19 protein-coding genes are annotated in these 17,224 nt (G+C 62.4%); 11 read left to right on the forward strand and 8 right to left on the reverse strand.

Features of this window, described 5'->3' with window-relative positions; translation table 11 throughout:
• The first annotated feature begins 49 nt into the window (after window positions 1-49).
• On the forward strand, window positions 50-610 hold the full coding sequence (locus AC1DMA_RS15190; protein ID WP_478144725.1) for a YaeQ family protein: 561 nt from the start codon (window positions 50-52) through the stop codon (window positions 608-610).
• 30 nt (window positions 611-640) lie between these two features.
• On the opposite strand, the gene AC1DMA_RS15195 is transcribed toward AC1DMA_RS15190, so the two are convergent.
• Together AC1DMA_RS15195 and AC1DMA_RS15200 are read right to left on the reverse strand one after the other, a co-directional pair.
• Window positions 641-955 (reverse strand): DUF2007 domain-containing protein, encoded by a 315-nt coding sequence (locus AC1DMA_RS15195; protein ID WP_478144726.1) that lies wholly within the window; start codon window positions 953-955, stop codon window positions 641-643.
• A gap of 14 nt (window positions 956-969) precedes the next feature.
• Window positions 970-1,401, reverse strand: a complete 432-nt coding sequence (locus AC1DMA_RS15200; RefSeq protein ID WP_478127477.1) for a DUF3717 domain-containing protein — start codon at window positions 1,399-1,401, stop codon at window positions 970-972.
• Between the two features lie 409 nt (window positions 1,402-1,810).
• On the opposite strand from AC1DMA_RS15200, the gene AC1DMA_RS15205 reads away from it, so the two are divergent.
• From AC1DMA_RS15205 to AC1DMA_RS15215, 3 genes are read left to right on the forward strand one after another with little or no spacing between them, the layout of a single operon-like run.
• The gene (locus tag AC1DMA_RS15205) at window positions 1,811-2,548 is read left to right on the forward strand and encodes a TerC family protein (RefSeq protein ID WP_478127478.1); all 738 of its coding nucleotides are present in this window, start codon (window positions 1,811-1,813) and stop codon (window positions 2,546-2,548) included.
• A gap of 50 nt (window positions 2,549-2,598) precedes the next feature.
• On the forward strand, window positions 2,599-3,066 hold the full coding sequence (locus AC1DMA_RS15210; RefSeq protein ID WP_478127479.1) for a hypothetical protein: 468 nt from the start codon (window positions 2,599-2,601) through the stop codon (window positions 3,064-3,066).
• Between the two features lie 15 nt (window positions 3,067-3,081).
• Complete coding sequence (locus AC1DMA_RS15215; RefSeq protein WP_478127480.1) at window positions 3,082-3,435, forward strand: phage holin family protein; 354 nt, start codon at window positions 3,082-3,084, stop codon at window positions 3,433-3,435.
• A gap of 15 nt (window positions 3,436-3,450) precedes the next feature.
• Here the strand turns inward: AC1DMA_RS15215 and AC1DMA_RS15220 are convergent, their stop codons facing one another.
• Window positions 3,451-5,037, reverse strand: coding sequence for a M48 family metalloprotease (locus tag AC1DMA_RS15220; protein WP_478144727.1), 1,587 nt, complete (start codon window positions 5,035-5,037; stop codon window positions 3,451-3,453).
• A 51-nt stretch (window positions 5,038-5,088) separates the two neighbouring features.
• Between AC1DMA_RS15220 and moaC the strand changes: the two genes are divergently transcribed.
• From moaC to AC1DMA_RS15255, 7 genes are all read left to right on the forward strand, one after another.
• On the forward strand, window positions 5,089-5,571 hold the full coding sequence (moaC, locus tag AC1DMA_RS15225) for a cyclic pyranopterin monophosphate synthase MoaC (protein ID WP_478144728.1): 483 nt from the start codon (window positions 5,089-5,091) through the stop codon (window positions 5,569-5,571).
• Between the two features lie 146 nt (window positions 5,572-5,717).
• A complete protein-coding gene (locus AC1DMA_RS15230; RefSeq protein ID WP_478127483.1) occupies window positions 5,718-6,284 on the forward strand; it encodes a GspH/FimT family pseudopilin in 567 nt (188 codons plus the stop codon).
• A complete protein-coding gene (pilV, locus tag AC1DMA_RS15235; RefSeq protein WP_478127484.1) occupies window positions 6,281-6,832 on the forward strand; it encodes a type IV pilus modification protein PilV in 552 nt (183 codons plus the stop codon). Before AC1DMA_RS15230 ends, pilV begins: the two co-directional genes overlap by 4 nt.
• Window positions 6,829-7,569 (forward strand): PilW family protein, encoded by a 741-nt coding sequence (locus AC1DMA_RS15240; protein ID WP_478144729.1) that lies wholly within the window; start codon window positions 6,829-6,831, stop codon window positions 7,567-7,569. Before pilV ends, AC1DMA_RS15240 begins: the two co-directional genes overlap by 4 nt.
• The gene (locus AC1DMA_RS15245; RefSeq protein WP_478127486.1) at window positions 7,566-8,150 is read left to right on the forward strand and encodes a pilus assembly PilX family protein; all 585 of its coding nucleotides are present in this window, start codon (window positions 7,566-7,568) and stop codon (window positions 8,148-8,150) included. Before AC1DMA_RS15240 ends, AC1DMA_RS15245 begins: the two co-directional genes overlap by 4 nt.
• 11 nt (window positions 8,151-8,161) lie before the next feature.
• Complete coding sequence (locus AC1DMA_RS15250; RefSeq protein WP_478144730.1) at window positions 8,162-12,031, forward strand: PilC/PilY family type IV pilus protein; 3,870 nt, start codon at window positions 8,162-8,164, stop codon at window positions 12,029-12,031.
• 2 nt (window positions 12,032-12,033) lie between these two features.
• The gene (locus tag AC1DMA_RS15255) at window positions 12,034-12,483 is read left to right on the forward strand and encodes a type IV pilin protein (RefSeq protein WP_478127488.1); all 450 of its coding nucleotides are present in this window, start codon (window positions 12,034-12,036) and stop codon (window positions 12,481-12,483) included.
• A gap of 351 nt (window positions 12,484-12,834) precedes the next feature.
• Here the strand turns inward: AC1DMA_RS15255 and AC1DMA_RS15260 are convergent, their stop codons facing one another.
• The 5 genes from AC1DMA_RS15260 to AC1DMA_RS15280 form a co-directional block, all read right to left on the reverse strand.
• Window positions 12,835-13,158 carry a GNAT family N-acetyltransferase gene (locus tag AC1DMA_RS15260; RefSeq protein WP_478127489.1) on the reverse strand — a complete coding sequence of 108 codons (324 nt, stop codon included), beginning with the start codon at window positions 13,156-13,158 and terminating at the stop codon, window positions 12,835-12,837.
• A complete protein-coding gene (locus AC1DMA_RS15265; RefSeq protein WP_478144731.1) occupies window positions 13,118-13,354 on the reverse strand; it encodes a hypothetical protein in 237 nt (78 codons plus the stop codon). The genes AC1DMA_RS15260 and AC1DMA_RS15265 overlap by 41 nt, the downstream gene beginning before the upstream one ends.
• Window positions 13,355-13,413: 59 nt before the next feature.
• A complete protein-coding gene (locus tag AC1DMA_RS15270) occupies window positions 13,414-13,911 on the reverse strand; it encodes a pilin (protein WP_478127491.1) in 498 nt (165 codons plus the stop codon).
• A gap of 203 nt (window positions 13,912-14,114) precedes the next feature.
• On the reverse strand, window positions 14,115-14,921 hold the full coding sequence (locus AC1DMA_RS15275; protein WP_478127492.1) for a 3',5'-cyclic-nucleotide phosphodiesterase: 807 nt from the start codon (window positions 14,919-14,921) through the stop codon (window positions 14,115-14,117).
• 35 nt (window positions 14,922-14,956) lie between these two features.
• Window positions 14,957-17,224 carry a CHASE2 domain-containing protein gene (locus tag AC1DMA_RS15280; RefSeq protein ID WP_478144732.1) on the reverse strand — a complete coding sequence of 756 codons (2,268 nt, stop codon included), beginning with the start codon at window positions 17,222-17,224 and terminating at the stop codon, window positions 14,957-14,959.

Consider the following 17,224-nt stretch of genomic DNA (forward strand, 5'->3'; position numbering starts at 1 on the left):
CTCTCGGCACTTCGTGTCCTCGCTTCCCCCTGACGGAGCGGCGAATCTGATGGCACTCAAGTCAACGATATTCAAGGCCAGTCTCGCTGTCGCGGACATCGATCATGGCTACTACGCCGATCACACGCTGACGCTGGCGCGTCATCCGAGCGAAACCGACGAGCGGATGATGATCCGGCTGGTGGCGCTGGCGCTCAACGCCCACAAGTTGCAGGACGTCTGCAATGGCGACGGAACGCTCGCCTTCGGCGCCGGCCTCTCGAACCCGGACGAGCCGGACGTCTGGCTGCGCGACTTCACCGGCGAAGTAAAGATGTGGATCGAGGTCGGCCAGCCGGAAGACAAGCCCATCATCAAGGCGTGCGGCAAGGCGGACGAGGTCATCGTCTATTGCTTCAACCACGCCGCCGAGATCTGGTGGCGCGGCATCGAGAACAAGCTGACGCGGCCGCAGAACCTGAGCGTGTTCCGGATACCCACCGCAGCGTCGCAGGCGCTTGCCGCTCTGGCGCAGCGGTCGATGCAGCTACAGGCGACGATTCAGGAAGGCGCGTTGATGCTGGGCGACGGCACGCACAACATCGATATCGAACCCGTGAAGCTCAAGTAGCGGGTGGCGGCTCGCCGGGCCGCCGTTTGCTCAGGGCTGAGCCTGGCTCGGCATCATCTCGCCGCATTGCCAGCACTGTTCGAAGCCGCCTTCGACCAGTTCGCCGCACACGCATTGCCAGCGGCGTTGGGGCCGATGGCGCAATTCATGCAAGAGGCGCTCGGCGAGCGCGAACTGCGTGTCGTCCTCAATCCAGATTTCGGGCAGGCACTGGTCCGGAGGCAGTTGGCCTGCCGCGGCGCCCAGATATTCACGCTGCACCGACGCCTGGACGCCGTCTTCGCGCAATGCATGCAACCACAGTGTCGCGATGGCCAGATTGGGGGCTTGGACGAGGCGGCGCATAGATCGAGGTGAGGCTACTCGGTGCTCGCTGCAGTATCGGAGACCTCGCGGGCGCGCTCCGCGTATTTATTGAAGCGCCAAGCCGAATCCTGCATCGTGATGCGCCGCCAGGTCGAGCGTTTCTCGCCCGGCGTCATGGCCGGCCAGTGCTGGACCTCGTCGAAACTTCGCCCGCAACCCTTGCATTCGTCATCACCTTGGCTGGTGGAGCAGATGGCGATGCACGGCGTATCGGGCGTGGTCTGGTACCACGTCAGCCATGCGTCCCATGCCTTCGACGGAAAGCCGACTTCATCAACCTCGTCTTCGTGGTGGAACACCATGAGCGCGTACACCTCGGCCAGCGCCCGCAGTTCGGGCGCAAGCGTCACGCCGTCGGGCGAGGGCTTTCGGCCGCGCCAGAAGTTGATGGCGGCCTCGATGTCGGTGATGTGAATGGCGGCCATACGGACGAAAAAAAGCGAGCGGCGATCATAGTCCCGACAAATCCCGCCGTGCCCGAAGGAATTGATCAGCTCTCATATTCATAGCAACAACTTCTTACCCGATGCGGCCCGCCAGCGGCTTTCGCTCAAGGCCGAAGCTCCGCCCGGTTGCCACACATCAGGCGCAATGCTCTAATTCCGCCACGAAGGGGAGTAGCTCCCGCTCGCTTTTCAGCGGGCATCGTCAGGTCGTCAATACGAAGCATCACACTTCCGGCCTTTCGGGCAGTCACGCGCTGTCGAGCAAGACCTTCGATTTGAACCCGTGCTGGTTTGATCGAAGCGATTGCGTGTTCCTCGAGGGCGTTGGTCCTCACCCGCCCGCTTCATCCGGCCCCAACGGGATGAATCGAAACGAACAGAGGACTTTATGGAACAGTTTCTGACGCCCGAGTTTTGGGTTGCCGTCGGTCAAATCATCATGATCGACATCCTGCTCGGCGGCGACAACGCGGTGGTAATTGCGCTGGCATGCCGCAAGCTGCCGCCGGCGCAGCGCACCAAGGGCATTCTCTGGGGCACCGCTGGCGCCATCGTGCTGCGCGTGATCCTGATCTTTTTCGCGCTCACGCTACTCGCCATACCTTTCCTGAAGCTCGCGGGCGCAATCCTGCTGGTCTGGATCGGCATCAAGCTTCTCGCACCCGAGCACGACGACCCCCACGGAAACATCGCTGCCAGCGATAAGCTCTGGGCCGCGGTCAAGACCGTCATCGTTGCCGACCTGGTCATGAGCGTGGACAACGTCATCGCGATCGCCGGTGCGGCCGAAGGTGCCGGCGAAGGCCATCAGATGTCGCTCGTGGTTTTCGGGCTGCTCGTGAGCATTCCGATCATCGTCTGGGGCAGTCAGCTGGTCATCAAGCTGATGGACCGCTTCCCGATCATCATCACGCTCGGAGGGATGCTTCTGGGCTGGATCGCCGGCACCATGGCTGTCTCCGATCCGGCCGTGGCGAACGCCGCCGCGTGGACATGGGTGCCCAAGCTGCCCCAAAGCGACGTGGTCCGCTATGCGGCCGGTGTCGCCGGCGCGCTGCTGGTACTGGCCATCGGCAAGTGGGTGGCCGCGCGCCGCCCGAAACCTGCCGACACGGTCACCGTTTGACGTAGCGCTCGATGTCTCTGCCACTACAACCATCGCAAGAAGGAGCTCCCATGGAAAAGATCATTCTGTACGTTGATGACGCCGCCTACGCCCGCGAATTTCTCGCGAAGATGGCAGCGGAAGCGAACGGTCGGGCTCCGCGGCATTGGGTGCTGGTGGCTTGCGCGCCGCGCATGACCCGTCGCATCAGCAAATGGGTCAGCCACAGTGCGCGCGAAAACTGGCGGAGCAAATGGTTCGCCAAGGTGCAGGAGCAATTAGTGCCTGCCCTGCAAAGCGAGGAAGGCGATCGCGTCACAAGGGTTCTCGCCGAGGGGCCGCTCGCCGACCTGACCAAGCGACTGAGACTGGAGCATGGCGTGGCGCAAGTCGTCGATGCGCGCCGTCCAAAGGCCGGGCTCGACCTGGAGCCCGTGGCTGCGGACGTGGCGCCTCCCGGGCGCTCGAGCTGGGCGCTTCCCAGTGCCCTGCTGAGCATGGGCGCGCTGATGATGCTTGCCGCCGAGTTCACCGACTGAGTACGCGCCCAGCCAATGCGCCTTGTCATCAAATGGCTGCTCAGCGCACTCGCGTTGCTGGCGGTCACGTATATCTACAGCGGCGTCCAGGTCACCAGCTATGGCTCGGCACTGCTTGCGGCGGCGGTGATCGGCCTTCTGAACATGTTCGTGCGGCCGGTTCTGGTGGTGCTCACGCTGCCCGTGACCATCGTCACGCTCGGGCTCTTCCTGTTCGTGATCAACGCGCTGCTCTTCTGGGCGGCTTCAGGGTTGCTTTCGGGCTTCCACGTCAACAGCTTCCTGGCCGCCCTCATCGGATCGTTGCTCTATTCGCTGCTCGGATTGATCATCGAATCGGCGCTGGGTGGGCTCTTCGCCCGGACTTGAGCGGCGCCTGTTCGTCTATTTCAGGGGCGGCTCTGCGGCCTGTTCTCTCGCGAGAGCCTCCACCGCGCGCGCTCGGGTATCGATGATCGATGCCTCGTAGTTGTCGATCGGCTCACCCCCAGCTCCGCGCGCGTTGTTGCGGATCATGTCCTGCGCCGCCCTGAGCCGATCCCGCGCGGCCGGATAGTCCAGCACCGCGATGTTGGACTCAGCGTCCGCGCGCACAGCGCGAACCGGATCGTTCTGGGCGCCATACAAATTGGCCAAGGTGCGCCAAGCCGACGCATCGCGAGGATGCGTGGCGACCCAGTCCCGCAATGGCTGAACCATCGGCGCCGGGTCGTGCACGGCAATGGCGGCCTGCGCAGCGAGCAGCATTTCAGGACGATCCTTGGCCTTGGGATTGAGCAGCGCCTGCGCCGCCGGTGCGGAGCCCGCGACCAACTCGATCTCGGCCGAAAGCAAACGGGCCAGTCGCGCCGACGGTGCGTCGTCGGCAGTTCGAGTGATGAGCCGCTGTGCCAGCGAGCGGGCGGCCTTGAAGTCGCGCAATTCGCTCGCCGACAACGCCGCTGCGTAAAGCATTGCCGCCTGTTGCGCTGGCGAGCTGCGCGCGAACTCGCCGGTTGACGGCGCGTCGACCCAGAGACGCAGCACATCCACGCCTGGCCGCGTCAGCACCCTCGCACGGGCGGAGATCATTGCGTGATCCATCGCCAGCGGCAGGGCGCCCGACTTGCCGGGCTGAAGCTGGAAGCGCGCCTGCATGTCCGCGATGCGTTCGCCCGTCAGCGGGTGGCTGCGCAGATAGGGGTACGAGCCGTTGTCGTTGAGTCGCGACGCGTACTGCAGCTTTTCGAACATCGACGCCGCGCCCTGCGGGGCATAGCCGGCCTGCGTCATCACGCCGAATCCGATGCGATCGGCCTCGCGCTCCATGTCGCGCGAAAAACTCAGCTGGCTCTGCGCAAAAGCCGCCTGGCTGCCCATCATCACTGCCTGGCCGGCATCGGGATTGCGGCTCTTGCTTGCGGCGAGCACGCCCAGGATCATGCCCGCGAGCATCAACGGAAACTGCTTGTTCTGCTTGGACATCATGCGCGCGATATGGCGCTGCGTGACGTGCGACATTTCGTGTCCGAGCACCGTGGCCAGCTCGTCGCGACTGCCGACGATCGCGATCAGCCCCAGGTTCACGCCGAGGTAACCACCGGGCAACGCAAATGCATTCACCTCGCGGTCGCGGCCCAGGAGAATCGTCCACGCAAAGCGTTCGTCGAGTTCGGGCGTGAGCTCGCCACGGGTGCGCGCCGCCGCGAGCAGGCGTTGCCAGACGTCGGTCACATATTCGACCAGCACCGGATCGTCGATGTAGTCGGGGTCGCGGTACAGCTCGCGCGCGATCTGATCGCCCAGATGGCGCTCGGCAGTGGCCGTCATTTCGGCGCCGTCGCCCATGCCGGGCAGTTGCTGGGCGCGGACGGGGGCCGGCAAGACCAGCTGGGAGGCGATCACCAGGGCGACGCAAAGGGCACGCAGCGGGCGGTGGACGCGTGCTGCAGGTCTGGAGGAGGATTCAGAAATCGTAGTCAAGCGCGGCATTCCTCTTCAACGGCTCGGCTCGTATGATGCGGCACTCCGCGGAACGTTCATATGAGCTCTCTCACCCATTTTGATGCCCAAGGCCAGGCGCATATGGTCGACGTCGCAGCCAAGCCCGCGACCCATCGCGTGGCCGTTGCGACCGGACGTATCGAGATGCTGGCGTCCACGCTAGCCCTGGTCGAATCCGGAACCGCCAAGAAGGGCGATGTGCTGGGCGTGGCTCGAATCGCCGGCATCCAGGCAGCCAAGAAGACCAGCGATTTGATTCCGCTTTGCCATCCCCTGGCGCTCACGCGCGTGGCGGTGGCGTTTGCGCTGGTTGAGGGGGCGCTGCCGCACGTGAGTTGCACTGCGACGGTGGAGACCGTCGGGCCGACCGGCGTCGAGATGGAGGCGCTGACGGCTGTGCAGGTGGCGCTGTTGACTGTCTATGACATGTGCAAGGCGGTGGATCGGGGGATGACGATCAGCGGGGTGCATGTGTTGGAGAAGCATGGGGGGAAGTCGGGGAGTTGGGTGGCGGACACATAGAAGGGTCGAGCCCTCGCCGACCGGATGCAAGGTCCGACAGACGGCGAAGCATGCACGACGAATGGCACTCGTCGAAAGTCACAATCTGTGACGATTGCCGAAAATCGTAACCAGAAGCCCAACCCTCCTTGGGCGAAACCACGTCAATGAATTACCGGCGATCTGATCGCAGCGCGAGCTCTGCCCGAGGATTCACAGTCATCGAATTGATGGTCGTGATCGCGCTCGTCGCCATACTGACAGCACTCGCCACGCCTTCATTCGTCGGCCTGATCCAGCGCAACCGCGTGAGCGCCGAGATCAATTCATTCGCAGGCGATCTGCAGTTCGCGCGCTCTGAAGCGATCAAGCAAGGCCTGCCGGTCAGCATCTGTGCATCCTCCAATGGCGTCAGCTGTCTCGGCGCCAACACTTGGCACAGCGGCTGGATCGTGTTCGCCGATCTCAACGGCTCCGGCGCGGTCGACACGGGTGACACGGTGCTTCGCAAGCGGCCCGCCTGGAGCGGCAACGACACCTTCGCCGCAACGCCGTCCATGACATCGGTCACCTACAGCCGGGACGGTTTTGCCAATCTGCCAGTCGGCACAGGTACGGCCATCTTGATGGCACTGCATACCGCGCCACTCAATGCCAACGCCACGCGATGCGTGTCGATCAACAGAATCGGGCACCACAGCGTCATGGCGGGTGGAACCGGAGGATGTTCATGATGGCTCCCACCAAACGCCAAGCTCTGGGCTTCTCGATGATCGAGGTGCTGGTCTCACTCGTCATCATCGCGTTCGGTTTGCTCGGCCTCTCAAGAATGCAAGCCGCAGCGCTAGCCAACACTCAGATTGCAAGGGCCCGCTCACTCATCGCACTTCAGGCTTCCAGCCTTGCAGCCGCCATGCATGGAAATCGAGCCTTCTGGGCTGAGGGGGCTGCCCCAGGCACTGCGAGCGCCATAGGTACCACGATCACGGATGCCTCGAACATCCTGAACGCTACGGTGGATTGCAGCCCCACTGCGACAGCGACCTGCACGCCGGCGCAAATGGCCGCCTACGACGTGCAAACCTGGGTGGCAAATATGAATGACCGCTTTCCTTCGTACACGGCGACTATCACATGCACGACCGTCGTCGGTCAGCCCATCAGCTGCGTCATCAACGTGAATTGGGCCGAGAAGTACATCGCGATCAACCGTAGCACCACGACCGCTGGCGGCGCCACCCAGACCGCCACCCAGCAATTCAGCCTCTACGTCGAGCCATGAACCGCCAAGCGCCCACCCTGCAGCATGGTCGGGGGCGGCAGTCCGGCCTCGGACTTGTCGAACTTCTCGTCGCAGTCACCATCGGCTTATTCCTCCTGCTGGGTCTGACTTCTCTGTTCCTCAACATGAAGCAGGCCTTCACCTCGCAGGACCAGCTTGCGCAGTTGCAGGACAACGAGCGCCTCGCTCTGACGATCCTGACCACGACGATTCAATCGGCGGGCTACTTTCCCGACCCTCTGGCGAACACCGCCGCAACGAACTTGCCCGCGGCGACGGGTAGCGCCTATGGTGCATTCGCCGCAGGACAGGGGGTGGTTGGATTGACCGGTGCGAGTGGCAGCAGCGACACGATCACCTCTCGCTATATGACGACGAGCGGCGACGGGATCATGGACTGCTTAGGCAACGTCAATCCGGCTGCAACGCCCGCAGTCAAGAAGCTGGTCATGAACACGTTCACTGTCAGCGCGAACAATGAACTGTTGTGTTCGAACGATGGAGGCACGACGAACACGCCCCTGGTGGGCGGCATCAAATCGTTGCAGGTGCTCTACGGCGTCGACACGCTGGGTGACGGACAGGCTTTGCAGTACCTGGACGCAGCCACCATAACGACGAAGGCGTGGTGGCCACAGGCGCGGACCGCGCGCGTCACCGTCAATCTGATCAATCCCTTCCTTTCGTCGACGACGATTGGCTGGACGCAGGTCATCAACCTGATGAACAAACCATGAGCACGCGTCGCCAGCCCATTTCAAGTTTTGCCGTCAAGCCGCGACAGCATGGCTTCGTGATGATCATCAGCCTGCTGTTCTTGATCGTGCTGACGGTGTTGTCGATCAGCATGTTTCATAGCTTCGACCTGCAGGAAAAGATTGCGGGCAACACGCTGGAAAAGCAGCGCGCACTAGAGACAGCTCAAAGCGCCCTGCAGTATGGCGAATGGTGGCTGGGCCAAGGAAATGGAGGCACAGGAAGTGCCTGCACCGCGGTCACAAATGCCAACACGCTTTCCCAGATGCAGGTTTGCTCCAACGCCCTCGCAACGCCCGCCACGCTGCCATGGACGGCGCGCGCCGAGTACCTGCCTCCAAACATGTCGGCGGCAGGAGGTGGAGGTGTGACCGGTGGCGGCGACATCAAGTACAGCGCCAAACCCGGCATGTACATCAGCTACCTCGGCCTGGCGCCCGACGGCAGATCACTGCTGTACCAAGTTTCGGCATACGGCTACGGCGGCCGAGCTACCACTGCCGCTGTGGTGCAAAGCACCTACCAGATCACCGGCGGAAACAAAGCTCTCGACCAACCCTGAGGAAAGCGACTATGAATCCTTCGCGCACACTTTTGGCCGGGCTGTTCTGCATGCTGGCCGGCACCTATTGGTCGGCACAAGCCCAAGTCGTCATCAATGACACGCTCACTGGGGCGGCCTCTGTCTATAACAAGTGGAACAGTTTGAATGGCGCCTGCCTGACGGCCGGGACGGCCGCAAAGAGCGCGACAAACACCATCCCAGGCTGCACTGCATTGCAGGCAAGCGGGGGTTACTACGCCGGCAAGACACTCATCGGCGGCTACAACGGCACCTTTCCCGATCCAGTGGGCAACGGTGCCTTGCGACTCACCAACGGCGACAACCTCACTAACGGGTCGAACGGCACCAATCAGACAGGCGCCGTGATCACGACGGAAGGGTTCCCAGCCAACCAGGGTGTGCAGGTCACTTTTACCACCAAGACCTACGGCGGCAATGCGTACAAGAACGCCTCCGGACAGCCTTCTGGTGCGGACGGGATCACGTTTTTCATGTCGGATGCCTCGAGCCCTCCAGTCACCGCTGGTGGTTTCGGGGGCAGTCTGGGCTATAGCTGCTCCAACACCAATGGCACCTACGATGGTCTCCTGGGCGGCTACCTGGGCGTCGGCATCGACGAATACGGCAACTTCACCAATGGTGCCGTCACTACCGCGACGACAACGACGACGGTTACGACAACAGCGACCCCTACCGTCTACACAGGAAACATACGCACGGACAGTAGCGGCAAAACCCCAATCCTCACCAGCCAAGGTGCTCCTACTTGGAACGGCACCGCGCCGAGCGGCATCGTCGGCAGTCCCACGACGATCACGATAAGCACCAGTAGTCCGAGCACGACCACGGTTACCAATACACCTCCGAATCCCACTTCCACCAGCACTGTGAGCGGCAGCACCAGCGTGCCTGCGGCGATAAACATCACCGGCAAGGTCAACAGCAGCGGCTCGGGCTCAAGCAAGATCTACTACGCGGCAGGCACCTACACCACCTATGCCGCCAATAGCCCCCTTACGACGACGGTTGCGACGACGTACTCCTGGAGCAAGAACGACAACACCGCCACGGGCCCAGGGGCGTTGCCAGGCACCATCAGTGTCCGGGGCGCCGGCAAAGTCAACTGGACATGGTTGAACGCAACCTATCCCTCGCTCTTCCCGACTTCGATGAGCGCCGCCACTCGGCAAACAGCAGTGCAAACCACCTGCGCGACGGGCTTTCCCTATAACAACACGGGCGCGTCGCAAACTGTCAACGGCACGACCGTGCCGGCCGCGCAGTTCTACACCACCCCAGTGACGGACTACCCGCTCATGGCTTCCAGCGTGTTGCCCAAAACCGGGACAAACGCGGTGACCATTTTCAATCAGCAGGCCACGTCCACGTCGACGCCATCGACGCCGGTTCGCAGCAGCGCCGTCCCCATCACCTACGCGCTGAGCATCACGCAGGATGGCCTGCTCAACATGTCCTACAGCTACAACGGCGGATCGGCCGTCCCGGTGATCTCCAACCAGTCCATCTCTGCGTCCAACGGCAATGTTCCGGACAACGTCCTGTTCGGCTTTTCCGCCGGCACAGGCGGCGGTAGCAACGTGCACGAGATCACCTGCTTCAAGGCTTCGCCGCTCAACCTCTCCAGCAGCTCCGCCGGCACGAACGTACAGCAGGCTGCACGGGTGGAAGCCGGCACGCAGGTGTACCTGGCCTACTACCATCCCAGCAACTGGTGGGGCCAACTGACCGCGCAAGATCTCGTGACCGACACCACCACGGGGCTGGTTTCAATCAACCCAGTGGCTAACTGGGACGCCAATTGCGTTCTGACAGGCGGCTCGTGCCAGGCCACCAAAGGCACCAACACTGCGCAGGCATCTGGCAGTCGAACCATGTTGAGTTGGGACGGCGCGGCCGGCATTCCGTTTCAATGGAGCAATCTGACGACTGCACAGGCGAGCGCATTGACAGCTGGCGACGCATCATCCACCGATGCCCGCTTGCGCTACCTGCGAGGCGACCGCAGCACTGAAATTGCCAACTCCGGCAAGCTGCGCACCCGAACCGGCGTGCTGGGCGACATCATCAATTCGAGCCCGACCTGGGTCGGCCCGCCTTCGCTGCCTTACCAGGGGCCGTGGAAGGATGCGCTGTACCCGTCCGCCACCGTCAATGAAGCGGCAGGCAGCTACGCCGACTTCGCCGGGTCGACAGCTACGACTGCCCAGGGCGCCCGGCAGAATGTGGTCTACATCGGCGCCAACGATGGTTTCCTGCATGGCTTTCGCAGCGGCACCTATGACGCCAAGGGAGACTTCGTCAACACCACGAACGACGGCAAGGAATTGCTTGCGTATATCCCCTCGACGGTCCTGAACACCATCCATTCGACCACGCCGTTGCTGGATTTCAGTTCGACCCAATACGCGCACAACCTCTTTACCGACGCCACGCCAGGCACGGGCGACCTCTATTACGGTGGTGCCTGGCACACGTGGCTGGTCAGCGGCGTCGGTGCTGGCGCCAATGCAAGCGGTCCGATTGCCGATACGACCTCGGTTGCAAACAGCGCAATCTACGCCCTGGACATTACGGATCCCACCCAATTCGCCGAGGGCAAGGCAGCGTCGCTGGTGCTCGGCGAATGGAGGTCGGGCACCGGGGCCGGCGCCATCACATGCACGGGCAACGCGACATGCGGAAACAGCCTGGGCAGCACCTATGGCACGCCGATCATCCGCCGCATGCACAACGGGCAATGGGCCGTGCTCTTCGGCAATGGGCTCAACAGCAGCACAGGCACGGCAGGGCTGTTCGTCATGCTGGTCGATCCGACGGACGGCACCCGCACGTTCCGCTTCATCGACACCGGAAAAGGCCCGGCCAAAGACACTTCAGGCAACATCACCGCGCGCAACGGCATCGCCTACGTCGCCTCTGCCGACCTGGATGGCGACCACGTGACCGACTACGTCTACGGCGGCGACTCACTCGGCAATGTGTGGCGCTTTGACCTGACCAGTTCTGATCCGACCAAGTGGGCTGCTTCCGCAAAGCCCATCTTCACCACCGCAACAGGCCAACCGATAACCACCCGTGTGACAGTTGCCTCAGTGCTTGGCGTTGGCCCTGCCGGTCAGCCCGGCGTCGTCATCAGTTTTGGCACTGGCCAACAGTTTCCGCAGACGCAGACCAGCGCGCTCACGTACGCATCCGGCACCCAGGCGCTCTACGGCGTATGGGATTGGGACATGAGCGCCTGGAACACAGTTGCGGGGGCTTCCTCCCAATATGCCGCCCTCACGGGGACGCAGACAGTCACCGTCAGCACGTTAAGGACGCAAAGCATCACGGCCACGGCACCCGCTCCCACCGGAAGCAGCACGATTTCGGGCTACCGCACGCTCAGTACCAACAAGGTGTGCTGGAAAGGGTCAAGCGCCTGCACAGGCGGCGCCAGCGCCAACACGCACTTCGGCTGGACACTGCCCTTGCCTGCCACTGGCAACGAGCAGGTGATCTACAACCCGACAATTGCCTATGGCATGTTGCTGATCAACACCACCATTCCCGCAGTGTCGCAAGCCTTGAGCTGTGACACACAGCCCGCGTCGGGCTACACCATGGCTGTGTCGCTGGACAGCGGTGGCGCACCCAAGAGCTCGTTCTTCGGTGACCAGAACGGCAATTTTGTCACTTACAACGGCGGCATCGTGAGCGGCATTGGGCTGAGCGCGACCGGCACGCCGTCCATCGTGACGGCCGACAAATGGCCGTATCTGGTCCAGCAGACCAGCGGCGGACAGGGCGTCACCACCAAGATCAATCCGGGAGCTAACGGCAAGGGCAACCGACTCACATGGATCAAACTGCGCTGATCATGAAGAACCTCAAATGCTCAAAGGGTTGTCAGCGTCGCAGCGCTGGCTTCACGTTGATCGAACTCATGATCGCGGTGGCTATCGTGGCGATCCTGGCAGCCATCGCGTACCCGTCATATCTGGAACAGATTCGCAAATCGCGGCGCACTGACGCGAAGGCAGCGTTGTTGGACCTCGCGGCCCGGCAGGAGCGCTATATGACTACCCACAACACCTACACAAAAATCGCGGCCGACCTGGGATACGGAGGCGTATTTCCGATTGATGTTTCGTCAGGTAGCTCGGTCTTCTATCAGCTCAACGTCCCAACCGCTACGGCCACTGCATTCACCGCCACCGCCACGCCTGCGGGTGCACAGACGGCCGACACCAAATGCGGTACCTACACCGTTGATCAACTAGGTGCCCAGGGCAGCAGCGGAACGCTTGGCGCAGCCGGGTGCTGGTGAGCATCGTTTCCGGAACTGTTAGCAAATTTCGAGGGGCCGCGGAAGATCGCGGCGACAGTTCTCCCGACACGGTAATTCCAGACGGACTTGCTTGCGGGTCTCCAACGCGATGCTGCAGCATTGATGGTGGGGACTTTGCTCGACGCTTTGCGATGGGGCAAGCAACTAGTCTCATTGCTGAAATACACCAAGGCTATAAAACGACGGCCGAGCACTCGGCATTTCGTGGCGGATGAAGCGCGCCATGCGCACTTTTGGCGTCATGGGCGGCCGATAACCGCTGCGTCGATGGTGACTGTTGCGTGGAGGAATGCAACCACGGTGCGCACGTTCGGCCCCTCGCCGGCGCTTCTATTTCTCAGCCTTTATTGCTATCTCGACTTCTGCTGACTTCTCGTTCTCTGGTCGCTGGTCGCTTTTCAGGTCACCTGATGGGTCGCGCTCTCCCGACTTGCTTAAGTCGGAACTTTCACCCGCAGAAGTACGCCATGGCGGGCCGAAAGCCCCAGCGACCGTAGAAGCCAGGCTCGCCGAGAACGGCGCACCCGGAAGCTGCGCTTCGCGCATGAGGCGTGAGCCAACCCCCTGACGTTGATAGACCGGCGACACTGAAATGGGGCCGAGACCACACCAATCAGGAGCGCCGTCCGAAATGCTTACCGGCGAGGTGGCCACGTGGGCCGACTATTTCCTCGTCGACCTCCGCGATCATGGACACCGTCAAACTGCCGCCCTTGCGCAGCGCCTTGACGAGGAACTGCTCCGTATGCTTTGCATGGAAGGCAGCCTTAGCTTCGACGCGCCGCTGCGGGCCACCGCCGGCGGTTCGTCGAAGTTGCCGGACCAAGGTCAGTGCGCGCACGCTTGCCATGGGGGCGCCGGACGCAAAAAAGCCGCCCGAAGGCGGCTCGTTTAGGGACAGATCGACGCTTAGGTGCGGCAGGTGGCAGGCAGGTACTTCTGGTTGACTGTGCCGGTGCATTTCCACTGCATGACGGGCTTCGCGGTTCCCGCCGTGAAGTCGGCAGCAACCATGGCAGTCGGGGGAGTGCCCACCGTCGAAGACGGCGTCAATGTCACAAGAAGACCGTCTGGATCGGCGGGCCTGATGCCCTGGACTGTTGCCGTGATGACGCCAGCGGCGTCGGTCGTAATCGAGGCGACGTATTGAGAAGTGGCCGTCGTGCTCTCGCAACCGAAGCTGTTGGTAGTGGGCGCAGTCGCCAAGCCAGTTTGGGCCGCTTCAGTGACTGCGTTCTTGCAAGTATCAAGCGCAATGATCACCTCAGACATCTTGGCACGGACGGTGTAGTCCTGATAAGCCGGCAGAGCCACAGCAGCCAAGATACCAATGATCGCCACAACGATCATCAATTCAATAAGGGTGAAACCCTTTTGCACATTGCGTGCGATGGAACGACGGTTCATTCAGTTACTCCAGGTTGGTTTTGAGGGCCCGAGGCGAGCCCTCGGTGCGCTCATTTAACCGCAGCATCCATGCCATGCTGCCGCACCCCTGTTCACGTCGATCCCGATGCCAATTTGTTCACGTTCGCGTTACAAGGAGTGACAATCTTCGTTGTTGCCAACAAACACTGCGACAATTTTTGTCACTCCACTGGCAAGAGTCGTCAGACCGTCAGAACACCAGCCGCCTGCAACCACCGAATGTCCCACCCCTGCTTCCCATGTCCCTGGGACGCATGGGTCAGTAAATCGATCTGGCTCATGATCTCGCCCGTCTCGGCTGGCTTGGTGTGGGTGATATAGATCGGATAGTTCTTGCCTTCAGCGATCTGCGCCAGTTCGCTCGCCAGCGTCGACGGCGAAAGATGCAAGCTCCGCTGGGCCAGCGCCTGCTCTCTATTGCTGAACGCAGTCTCGATCACCAGCATCGCGACATCGAGCTGATTCACCCGATCCCAAAACGGCGCATTGCGCTCGGTATCCCCGCTGAAAACCCAGTTCGGCCCGCCGCGCGCGCATCTCACGGCGTAGCCGCAAGCCGGAACGGTATGCACCGCAGGCAGCACTTCGATGTGCTTGAGCGCCCCCGTCCCAAGCTGCAACTGCTGCCCGATCACCAGGTCGTGAAAGCTCACGAACGGCGCCTCACGACTGGGGATGCTCGCAAAGTCCGGCCAGATGACGTTGTTGAAAACATGCGCCCGCAAGGCTTCGATCGTTGCCCGCAGCGCATGCACCCGCAGTGGCCGCGCCCGGTTGTTTGCAACGGAGTCAAGCATCAACGGGAGTGCGGCGACGTGATCGAGGTGCGAGTGCGTCAGCACCACGTCGTCGATGGCGGCCATCTCGTCGAGCGTCAGGTCGCCGACGCCCGTGCCGGCGTCGACCAGCAGGTCGCTATCGACCAGAAAAGAGGTCGTGCGGCAGTCCTTGGCAATGGCGCCGGAGCACCCCAACACACGCACCTGCATTTGGCGAGACCTTTGCCCTTTCAGCCGTTTGGCCGCTATTTCGATTCGAACCGGGTCGCACCGTCCCAGGCTGGGTCCTTTGGCTGCAACGAAAGCGAGGCTAATCGCTGCGCATAGAGCTGGTAAAGGACTTTTTTCGCATCCGTGGCGTGCAGGGTTGCCAGCATAACTTGACCTTGCCGCCATTCTTGCGCGCGGTAGGCAGTAAGAACGCGATCCCAGCGCTCGAGTTCGCCGTCGCGGGATTCCGCCACGCTGCCTCGCAAGCCGACGGGGGTGAAGATCCGGACGATCTTCATCTTTCCCTGCACGCGAACGCGATCGAGCTCTTGCCACACGAATGACGGCGCAAGCGATTGGGTCGCCTCGCTGGCGACAATTTCGACCCCGTAGTGCACGCCCAGGCCTTCGATTCGCGACGCGAGATTCACGGCGTCTCCGACGACCGTATAGCTGCGGCGGACAGCCGAACCCATGTCCCCGACGCTCATGACGCCGGAGTTGAGACCAATCCCGATGCTGATCTGTGGGCGGCCTGTCTTGCGATGCACTTCGTTCAGCTCGCCCACGGCCGCGCTCATGTCCATCGCCGCGCGGACGGCAAGCTCCGCGTGGTCGGGCGTATCTACAGGCGCGCCCCAGAACGCCATGACGCAATCGCCCATGTATTTATCGACTGTTCCGCGATGCGCGCTGATGACGGCAGTCAGGCGGCTGAAGATGGTGTTCAAGAAATCCTGCAGCTCGACAGGCGCCATCTGTTCGGCCATTTGGGTGAAGCCGCGCATGTCGCAGAACATGACGGTCATTTCCTTGCTTTCCGCGCGCATGCTGTAGCGCGCGGGGTCTGCCCGCATTTCGGCGACCAGCTCGGGTGGCACGTAGGTGCCGAACAAGCTGGCCAGCCTGCGACTGGCGCGCGATTCGACCAGGTAACCCCAGCTCATGTTCAGCAAGAACGCCGCCACGATCATGATGACGGTGGCTCCCAAGGGCAGCACGAGATTGGCATATAGGAACAGCCATGTATTGATGCCCACCGCCGCGCCGCCGACAAGCAAGGCAATCAACAAGGCACGAGGCGCGCTGCTGAGCGAAAGCCCGAAAGCGAGCGCGAGACCGGCAATGAGCACGACGACCAATTCATAGCCGGGGGCGTAGTCCGGAACGCTGCGCATGCGTCCGTCGAGCAGCCCGGAGATGATGTTGGCGTGCACTTCGACCCCGGGAAAGGCGGCGCCCCCCGGGGTGGATCGCAGGTCTTCAAGGCCTGGCGCTGTCGAGCCGACGAGAACGATCTTGCCTTTCAGTTCACCGGGTTCTAGCGCACCGTGGATGGCATCGGCGGCAGGGACATGGCGAAAGGAGCCGCCGGATGCGCCGCCCGGTCCGCGAAACGGGACGAGCATGCTGGCGGTCGCGTTCACCGGAATGCGTTGAGTACCCGATGCGGTTGCGACGGCAAGAGCTTCCAGAGGGGGTGGCCCGGCTTGGTGGCCAGTCGACGCGAAGATGGGTCGAATGGCCTCCGAGCCGACCGCCATCCTGTAAACGCTCAGGGCCATGGATTCGTAATAGCCTGGTTGCGCGACTTCGCCCGTATAGCGGGCGATCAACGGCACCGATCGGACGATGCCATCCTGATCCGCATCGAACACCACGTTGAGAAAGCCGGCTGCGGGCGCCACGCGCGCAAGCTGCGGGATGCTGCCGACGAAGCCGTTCCACTGAGTCGTGTAGATGCGTCCTTCGGGGAAGGCATCGGCTGGCAAAACGGGTGCGGGCAGCTGTCCTCTGGTGCGCGGCTCTCGCGTCTGCGTGAAGTAGAAGCCGAGCGAAACGGGCCGCCCGGCCAGCGTGTTCGCGAAGGCGGCGTCGTGATCAAGTTCGGAAGCGAAGCGCTTGATTTCCTCGACGACTTCGGGGCGGGCAGACAAAGGCCCCTGCGCCAGCCGCTGGAGCGAGTCCACGCCTGAGGTGCCGTCGGGTTCGACAAAGAGCACGTCAAATCCCAACACTCTGGCTTGCTGCCGGTCCATGATCTCGGTCGTGAGTTTCGCCAGCAGGTCACGGCTCCAGGGCCATTGGCCGAGCTGCTGCAGGCTGCGATCGTCGACATCGACTATGACGACGCGCGGATCGAGCGTGCGCGGCATCGATGCGCGCAGGCGCGTGTCATAGATGAAGTAGTCGAGCGCCTCGACGAAGGGGAGATGCCAGCCTCCCACCACATGAGCTATAGCGAGCGCGACAGGAACGAGGGTGACGGCGATCCGCGCCCAGCGCCGGCGCAGCGCAATCAT

It is taken from the genome of Variovorax sp. 05N34 (assembly GCF_056397405.1).

Excerpts from the sequence above, each read along its gene's own strand:
- AC1DMA_RS15190 (WP_478144725.1), top strand. The coding sequence starts at position 50 with ATGGCACTCAAGTCAACGATATTCAAGGCCAGTCTCGCTGTCGCGGAC.
- AC1DMA_RS15195 (WP_478144726.1), bottom strand. The coding sequence starts at position 955 with ATGCGCCGCCTCGTCCAAGCCCCCAATCTGGCCATCGCGACACTGTGG.
- AC1DMA_RS15200 (WP_478127477.1), bottom strand. The coding sequence starts at position 1,401 with ATGGCCGCCATTCACATCACCGACATCGAGGCCGCCATCAACTTCTGG.
- AC1DMA_RS15205 (WP_478127478.1), top strand. The coding sequence starts at position 1,811 with ATGGAACAGTTTCTGACGCCCGAGTTTTGGGTTGCCGTCGGTCAAATC.
- AC1DMA_RS15210 (WP_478127479.1), top strand. The coding sequence starts at position 2,599 with ATGGAAAAGATCATTCTGTACGTTGATGACGCCGCCTACGCCCGCGAA.
- AC1DMA_RS15215 (WP_478127480.1), top strand. The coding sequence starts at position 3,082 with ATGCGCCTTGTCATCAAATGGCTGCTCAGCGCACTCGCGTTGCTGGCG.
- AC1DMA_RS15220 (WP_478144727.1), bottom strand. The coding sequence starts at position 5,037 with ATGCCGCGCTTGACTACGATTTCTGAATCCTCCTCCAGACCTGCAGCA.
- moaC (WP_478144728.1), top strand. The coding sequence starts at position 5,089 with ATGAGCTCTCTCACCCATTTTGATGCCCAAGGCCAGGCGCATATGGTC.
- AC1DMA_RS15230 (WP_478127483.1), top strand. The coding sequence starts at position 5,718 with ATGAATTACCGGCGATCTGATCGCAGCGCGAGCTCTGCCCGAGGATTC.
- pilV (WP_478127484.1), top strand. The coding sequence starts at position 6,281 with ATGATGGCTCCCACCAAACGCCAAGCTCTGGGCTTCTCGATGATCGAG.
- AC1DMA_RS15240 (WP_478144729.1), top strand. The coding sequence starts at position 6,829 with ATGAACCGCCAAGCGCCCACCCTGCAGCATGGTCGGGGGCGGCAGTCC.
- AC1DMA_RS15245 (WP_478127486.1), top strand. The coding sequence starts at position 7,566 with ATGAGCACGCGTCGCCAGCCCATTTCAAGTTTTGCCGTCAAGCCGCGA.
- AC1DMA_RS15250 (WP_478144730.1), top strand. The coding sequence starts at position 8,162 with ATGAATCCTTCGCGCACACTTTTGGCCGGGCTGTTCTGCATGCTGGCC.
- AC1DMA_RS15255 (WP_478127488.1), top strand. The coding sequence starts at position 12,034 with ATGAAGAACCTCAAATGCTCAAAGGGTTGTCAGCGTCGCAGCGCTGGC.
- AC1DMA_RS15265 (WP_478144731.1), bottom strand. The coding sequence starts at position 13,354 with ATGGCAAGCGTGCGCGCACTGACCTTGGTCCGGCAACTTCGACGAACC.
- AC1DMA_RS15270 (WP_478127491.1), bottom strand. The coding sequence starts at position 13,911 with ATGAACCGTCGTTCCATCGCACGCAATGTGCAAAAGGGTTTCACCCTT.
- AC1DMA_RS15275 (WP_478127492.1), bottom strand. The coding sequence starts at position 14,921 with ATGCAGGTGCGTGTGTTGGGGTGCTCCGGCGCCATTGCCAAGGACTGC.
- AC1DMA_RS15280 (WP_478144732.1), bottom strand. The coding sequence starts at position 17,224 with ATGATTGCGCTGCGCCGGCGCTGGGCGCGGATCGCCGTCACCCTCGTT.